At 68.0% G+C, this 6,385-nt stretch carries 6 protein-coding genes and 1 pseudogene; 2 read left to right on the top strand and 5 right to left on the bottom strand.

Features of this window, described 5'->3' with window-relative positions; translation table 11 throughout:
• The first annotated feature begins 63 nt into the window (after nt 1-63).
• Nucleotides 64-516: an ExbD/TolR family protein gene (locus G4D87_RS31405; protein ID WP_163786377.1), complete on the top strand. Its 453-nt coding sequence runs from the start codon at nt 64-66 to the stop codon at nt 514-516.
• A gap of 98 nt (nt 517-614) precedes the next feature.
• Here the strand turns inward: G4D87_RS31405 and G4D87_RS31400 are convergent, their stop codons facing one another.
• The 4 genes from G4D87_RS31400 to G4D87_RS31385 all read right to left on the bottom strand — a co-directional run bounded on the left by G4D87_RS31400 (nt 615) and on the right by G4D87_RS31385 (nt 4,764).
• Nucleotides 615-2,459: an acyl-CoA dehydrogenase gene (locus G4D87_RS31400; RefSeq protein ID WP_163786376.1), complete on the bottom strand. Its 1,845-nt coding sequence runs from the start codon at nt 2,457-2,459 to the stop codon at nt 615-617.
• A gap of 168 nt (nt 2,460-2,627) precedes the next feature.
• Nucleotides 2,628-3,299, bottom strand: a complete 672-nt coding sequence (locus G4D87_RS31395) for a MaoC family dehydratase (RefSeq protein WP_163786375.1) — start codon at nt 3,297-3,299, stop codon at nt 2,628-2,630.
• The gene (locus G4D87_RS31390) at nt 3,299-3,748 is read right to left on the bottom strand and encodes a MaoC family dehydratase N-terminal domain-containing protein (RefSeq protein ID WP_002636736.1); all 450 of its coding nucleotides are present in this window, start codon (nt 3,746-3,748) and stop codon (nt 3,299-3,301) included. Before G4D87_RS31390 ends, G4D87_RS31395 begins: the two co-directional genes overlap by 1 nt.
• A 14-nt stretch (nt 3,749-3,762) precedes the next feature.
• A complete protein-coding gene (locus tag G4D87_RS31385; RefSeq protein WP_163786374.1) occupies nt 3,763-4,764 on the bottom strand; it encodes an NAD(P)H-dependent amine dehydrogenase family protein in 1,002 nt (333 codons plus the stop codon).
• Between the two features lie 237 nt (nt 4,765-5,001).
• On the opposite strand from G4D87_RS31385, the gene G4D87_RS31380 reads away from it, so the two are divergent.
• Nucleotides 5,002-6,117, top strand: a complete 1,116-nt coding sequence (locus G4D87_RS31380) for an HD domain-containing phosphohydrolase (RefSeq protein WP_163786373.1) — start codon at nt 5,002-5,004, stop codon at nt 6,115-6,117.
• 9 nt (nt 6,118-6,126) lie between these two features.
• On the opposite strand, the pseudogene G4D87_RS40040 reads toward G4D87_RS31380, so the two are convergent.
• Nucleotides 6,127-6,357, bottom strand: a pseudogene (locus tag G4D87_RS40040) (peptidylprolyl isomerase); the annotation flags it as partial.
• Nucleotides 6,358-6,385: the final 28 nt, after the last annotated feature.

Below are 6,385 nucleotides of genomic sequence, written 5' to 3'. Positions count from 1 at the left end.
GCGCAGGCCGCCCCCGCCACGCGCACGGACGCGCAGCCCGCCTAGGCCGGAGGAGAACGCACCATGGCCATGGGAAAGACTCCGGGCAGCGACGACGGCTCCGAGGACGGCGTCTTCGCGGAAATCAACATCACCCCGCTCACCGACATCTTCCTGGTGCTGCTCATCATCTTCATGGTGACCAGCTCGGTCATCGTCCAGCAGGGACCGGGCGGCGGCGCCAAGGCCGGCCTCAAGGTGAACCTGCCCAAGGGCGGCGCCGCGGACGTCACCGCGAAGACGACGGACCTGTCGGTGGCGGTGCTCGCGGACGGGCGCTTCATGCTGGCCGGCAACGTCGTCTCCCAGGACGAGCTGCGGCAGGCCTTCGATGACGCCAGGCAGAAGGACGAGGAGACGGTGGTCATCGTCCAGGCCGACGAGGGCGTGCCCCACGGCACCGTGGTGCTGGTGATGGAGCTGGCCAAGAAGGCCGGGCTCGCGCAGCTCGCCATCGGCGTGCGCGAAGGCGAATAGGTAGCTCCCCTCGCTGGAAACACCCAAGCCACCCAGGGCAGCGAGCCCGGGTGGCTTTCGTGCTTCAGGCGCCCCGCCTTTTGAGCGGGGCGCGCGACTCACACGGACGCGAAGGCGGCGTCCGAGATGTCCATGGGCGAGGTGTCCTCGGTGGTGAGCATCTTCGCCGCCTGCTCCACGTTGGGCAGCACGTTCCGCGCGTACCAGAGGGCGCTGTACTTCTTGCCCTCGTAGAAGGCGTGGTCCGGGTGGTCAGCGGAGACGGAGGCCTTCGCCTTCTCCGCGATGAGGGCCGCGTCCAGCAGCAGCCAGCCCACGGCGACCTCGGACATCATGTCGAGGAAGCGGTTGGCGGACAGCGGAATCAGCGGGAACTTGCTGCCGTCCTGCGACCAGCCGAACACCACCATGGCGCTGGCCATCAGGGCCTCCTGCGCCGCGGCCAGGGACTTCACGGCCTCGCCGTAGACGGCGTGCTCGCGGTGGGCCTCGATGAAGGAGCCCACGTCGCCCATGAACTGCTGGAAGTGCATGCCGCCCGCCTGGCCCATCTTCCGGCCCACCAGGTCCATGGCCTGGATGTGGGTGGTGCCCTCGTAGATGGAGAAGATCTTCGAGTCGCGGGTGTACTGCTCCACCGGGTAGTCCTGGATGTAGCCGGCGCCGCCGTAGATCTGGATGGCCTGCGCGCACAGGCGGAACGCCTGCTCGGAGCTGTAGGCCTTCACCAGCGGGGTGAGCAGCTCCACCTGGCCCTTGTGGTAGGTGGCCGCGTCGTCGTCCTTGCCGGCCAGCTGGCGCGCCTTGTCCAGGTGCATGGCCAGCTTGATGATGAGCGAGCGGATGCCCTCCACGTGCGCCTTGATGTCCAGCAGCATGCGGCGGACGTCCGGGTGCTCGATGATGGCGGCGCGGGGCGCGGTGGGGTCCTTCCACTTGGTGAAGTGGGAGCCCTGCTTGCGGTCCTTCGCGTAGTCCAGCGCGTTGTAGTACGCGGCGGACGCCAGGCCGATGCCCTGGATGCCCACGGCGATGCGCGCGCCGTTCATCATCTTGAACATCTGGCTCATGCCGACGTGCTCGACGGTGCCCACGAGCTCGCCGACACAGTTGTCGCTCTCACCGAAGTTGATGACACAGGTGGCCGAGCCGTTGATGCCCATCTTGTGCTCGATGGAGCCCACGCCCACGTCGTTGGGCTGGCCCGAGCTGCCGTCCGCGTTGATGCGCAGCTTGGGGACGATGAACAGCGACAGGCCCTTGGTGCCCGGCGACGCGCCGTCAATGCGCGCGAGCACGAGGTGGATGATGTTCTCCGCCATGTCGTGGTCGCCGCCGGAGATGAAGATCTTCGTCCCGCGGATGTTGTAGGTGCCGTCGCCGTTGCGGCGGGCCGTCGACTTGGCCGCGCCCACGTCGGAGCCGGCGTGCGGCTCGGTGAGGCACATGGTGCCGCCCCACGTGCCGTTGAGCATGCGCTCCACGAACTGCTTCTGCTGCGCGGGCGTGCCACACTCCGCGACCACTTCCGCCGCGCCGAAGGCCAGACCCGGGTACATGTTGAACGCCGAGTTGGCGCCCGACAGCAGCTCCTCCACCGTCACCTGGAGCATCATCGGCGAGCCCTGGCCGCCGTGCTCCGGGCTCACGCCCACCGTCTTGAAGCCCTGCTCGTAGAGCTTCTTCCACGCGTCCTTGAAGCCCGTCGGCGTGAAGACGGCGCCGTTCTCCACCCGGCAACCCTCCCGGTCGCCCACCGAGTTGAGAGGCCCGAGCACCTCGCGCGCGAAGCGGTACGTCTCCGTCAGCACCGCCTTCGCTTCGTCCGGACCCCAGGCATCGAACGGCGCCTGGCCGGCCACCTGGCCGAAGCCGAACTGCTCGAACAGCGTGAAGAAGATCTCTCGAAGGTCGGTCTTGTAGGTGTTGATCCCGGCGGACATGGCCACTCCTGCGTGACGGCTCGCTGCCCGCCCCTGGTGAAAAAGGATGGGGTCAGCGGCGCGTGGAGACGCAGGAAGTGTGGCGGCGACTGATTTTTGAGTCAACCCCGAATGACACCTCGCGTTGAGGGGCGGTCACAACCGCCCCTCGAGACGCGGTGCGTCCGCCTACTTCTTCGCCTTCTTGGCCGAGGGAAGCGTGGCCGTCTTGGCCGCCGGCTTTTCCCGGGGAACCGTCTTCTTGGACGTGACGCCCTCACGGCGCTCGTTCGCCTCGTCGCCCTCCTCGCTGGGAACGGCGGCGTTGGCGGTGGGCGCGGCGGCGTTGGCGGTGGCGTTGCTCAGGCTCTCCCGAGGCACCTCCACTACGATGGGGGACTGGCCGGAGCGCTGCCGGTTCTCGTCCTCCAGTGAGAAGAAGAGCTGGATCTGCGAGGAGCCCTTCATCACCAGCTCGCCCTTCTGGTTCTCCGCCCAGAGGTCGATTTCGACGAAGTAGCGGCCCCCGGAGCCGTGCCGGTCGCTCACGCGGCCCTTGCACACGACGGTGTCACCCGGCCACACCATCTTGATGAAGCGCACGTTGTAGCGCCGCATCTGCCCGCCCCGGGCCCAGTCGCTGATGAGCTGGCCGAGCATGCCCATGACGAGCATTCCGGGCGCGTAGACGCTCGGCATGCCCACGCTCTTGGCGTAGAGCTCGTCCACGTGGACCGGGTTGTAGTCCCCGGACGCCCCGGCGTAGCGCGACAGCTGGACGCGGTCGACGGGCGCCTTGGCCAGCGCGGGCAGCTCGTCCCCGACGCGGATGGCTTCGAAGTACAACTTGCGCGCGGGCATCACGGGGTCTCCTTGGCGGCGCGGACCACCAGCGTCCGGCGGGCGCGGAACACGAGGTTGCCTTCCTCGTCACGGCCTTCGTCCTCGATGACCGCGATGTCCATCTTCCCGGACATGCCTGGACGCTCGAAGACGTCGGAGACGCGCGTGGAGACGTAGATGCGGTCCCCGGCGAAGATGGGCCGCTCGTAGTCAAAGCCCTGCTCCGCGTGGAGCAGGCTCTTGATGCCCACGCCCAACAGCTCCCGCAGGTCCGCCGCCGAGTGGAAGGACGCGGGGAACGTGGGGGGCGCGATGATGGTGGGGTACCCCGATGCCCGGGCGTACTCCTCATCATAGTAGATGGGGTTGTAGTCCCCGATGGCCTCCGCGAAACGACGGATGGCGCCCTTTTCGACCTCGTTCAGCGTCGGCGGCGAGGCGCGGCCGATCGCGTTCTTGTCCAGCATTTCCTCTCCTGACTCTAGCGTCCGGCCGGAAGCTCGAGCACCGTGAGGAGCCCTGCTTCCGCGGCCGTCAAGCGTGGCGCGGCATTCACCAGCGCATTCGCGGTGGCCCGGTCGCCCGCCACTCCCCCCGGGATTTCCAACACCAGCTTCGGGTCAGCGTCGATTTCGATACGGTCCTTGGGGTCATCCGCCCCCACCGCGATGGTCAGCTCCAGCCGCACCCGTTCCTGTCCGTCCTCCAACCCGACCACGGACTGGAACATGCCAGCCACTCTTCCCTTCCTGACGGGAAACGCGCCGCCGGAGATGTCCTCCTCGGCGAACACGGGGGCTACTTCTTCTTCGAAGTCGTCGCAATCCAGCCCCAGGCCGAGGGCCGCGAGCGCCGCGGACTCAACAAGGCCGACATGGCCCAGTTGCTCACTGTCCACCAACTCGAAGAACTCTTCCTCCGTCAGCCCCGCGCCCACCTTCCGCTGCAAGGCCTCGCGCCGGGTCCGCGCATCCACCACGCGAGTGACGGTGGCACGACGAACCGGACCGCAGACCTGTCCAGCGACCGCCACCAGACGATCCATCACGAAGCCCGGGTTGACGCCGGTGCCCACCACCGCGACGCCCGCCTCCTGCGCCGCCTGGTCCAGCTCGTCCGCCAGCTCCGGGTACTTCAGATGCGGGAAGGCCAGCTCCTCACAGGTGCTGGCCACCGGCAGCCCCAGCTTCACCGCCTCCATCACCTGGTCGAACACCTTGGGCAGCCGCGAGCCGGTGGCATGCAGCACCACCACGCCCTTGCGCTTGCCCACGGCCTGCGCCAGCGATTCGGAGACCTTCACACGCGGGGCGGGACCTCCCAGCACATCACCCAAGGGGCGACCCACCAGGCCGGATTGCACATCCACGGCCCCGATAAGCTCCACCTCAGGTGAAGACATCGCGGCCCGGGCAACTTCCTGACCGATGAACCCCAGCCCCATCACCACCACCGGCACGGGCCCTTCCGGGGCTTTTGCCATCGGAGATTGCTCCACGATTCCAAGGGGTTAGCGATACAGTCCAGCGTTGCAGCGCACCATAAATCACACCTTGGCGGGCAGGCAAGCGTGACGTGGTTCTACCTCTCTTCCTGGATGGAAGAACCTCCAAGGATTTCCATGACTTAGGAGCGCATCACCCGCCTGGGGGGTCTTTTGGGGGCCCGTAGCGCCGTGTATAAAGCTGTACAAGCACGCTGTCCTGGAGGCACCTCGGGCATGGATCGCATCCTCGTCGTGGACGACGACGTCCTCATCCTGGCCGCCCTGTCACGCATCCTCCAGGCAGAGGGGTACGACGTCGTCACGCACAGCGACCCGGCCGTGGCCGCCCGGGAGGTCGGCTTCCAGGTCGTCCTGACGGACTTCATGATGCCGTACCTCAACGGCATCGAATTGCTCGGCGCCCTGCGGGAGAAGAACCCCAAGGCGGTGCGGCTGATGCTGACGGCGGCGGCGGACTTCCGCACCGCGTCCGAGGCGGTCAACCGCGGCGAGGTCTTCCGGCTGCTGGGCAAGCCCTGGTCGCTCAGCGACTTGACGAGCAGCGTCCGGCAGGCCTTCGACCACTACCGGTTGGTGGACGCCAACGAGCGGCTGTCGCGCGAGGTCGCGGAGAAGAACGCGGAGCTGGTGGCCATCAACCGGGACCTGGAGCGGCGGGTGGTGGAGCGCACCGCGGGGCTGCTCGACGGGCTCATCAGCGCCCTGGACTACCGCGACACGGAGACGCAGTGGCACTCGCGCCGCGTGTCGCTCTACTCGCGCCGGCTGGCCCAGGAGGTGGGGATGACGGGCGGAGCGCTGGACGTGGTGGAGCAAGGCGCGCTGCTGCACGACATCGGGAAGATTGGCGTGCGCGACTCCATCCTGCTCAAGCCCGGTCCGCTCACGCCGGATGAATGGGTGGAGATGCGCAAGCACCCGGAGTTCGGCTACCGGATGCTGGCGAAGATGCCCTACCTGCACGAAGCAGCGCTCATCGTGCTCCAGCACCAGGAGCGGTGGGACGGCAAGGGCTACCCGCAGAACCTGGCGGGCGAGGACATCGTCCTGGGCGCGCGCATCTTCTGCCTCGCGGACACGGTGGACGCCATCACGTCCGACCGCCCCTACCGCAAGGGCCGGCCCATGAGCGTCGCGCGGGATGAGATCCGCCGCTGCTCGGGCACCCAGTTCGACCCGGCGCTGGCGGAGGCCTTCCTCCACATTCCGGAGACGGAGTGGCAGCGCATCCGCCAGGAGGTCGAGGCCCTGGAAGCGGCGGAGCACGCGCGCTGGAACAGCGACCCGCTCGGTCCTCCCGCGCCGCTGGCGCGTGCCAGCGGCGCGTGAATCAACGCCTCAGGGCGCCAGCTCCACCGCGCGCGCCTCGCGAATGACGTCCCCTTCCAGGAGGGCGTCCACCACGTCCATGCCGGACACCACCTCGCCAAAGGCCGTGTAGCGGCCATCCAGGTGCGGCTGCGGGGCGTGGGTGAGGAAGAACTGGCTGCCGCCGGTGTCCTTCCCGGCCAGCGCCATGCCCAGGGTGCCCCGGCCGTAGGGTCGGCGCGTCAGCTCGCAGCGGATGGAGTCTGGCTCTTACACACATCTCTGAGCC

The organism is Myxococcus vastator (assembly GCF_010894475.1).
In the GTDB taxonomy this organism is placed as follows: domain Bacteria; phylum Myxococcota; class Myxococcia; order Myxococcales; family Myxococcaceae; genus Myxococcus; species Myxococcus vastator.
Note: the sequence above shows the minus strand (reverse complement) of the source record. Positions and strands in the feature narration are given on the sequence as shown.

Bases quoted from the DNA above. Each gene is read 5' to 3' on its own strand.
- G4D87_RS31405 (WP_163786377.1), top strand. From the start codon at position 64: ATGGCCATGGGAAAGACTCCGGGCAGCGACGACGGCTCCGAGGACGGC.
- G4D87_RS31400 (WP_163786376.1), bottom strand. From the start codon at position 2,459: ATGTCCGCCGGGATCAACACCTACAAGACCGACCTTCGAGAGATCTTC.
- G4D87_RS31395 (WP_163786375.1), bottom strand. From the start codon at position 3,299: ATGCCCGCGCGCAAGTTGTACTTCGAAGCCATCCGCGTCGGGGACGAG.
- G4D87_RS31390 (WP_002636736.1), bottom strand. From the start codon at position 3,748: ATGCTGGACAAGAACGCGATCGGCCGCGCCTCGCCGCCGACGCTGAAC.
- G4D87_RS31385 (WP_163786374.1), bottom strand. From the start codon at position 4,764: ATGGCAAAAGCCCCGGAAGGGCCCGTGCCGGTGGTGGTGATGGGGCTG.
- G4D87_RS31380 (WP_163786373.1), top strand. From the start codon at position 5,002: ATGGATCGCATCCTCGTCGTGGACGACGACGTCCTCATCCTGGCCGCC.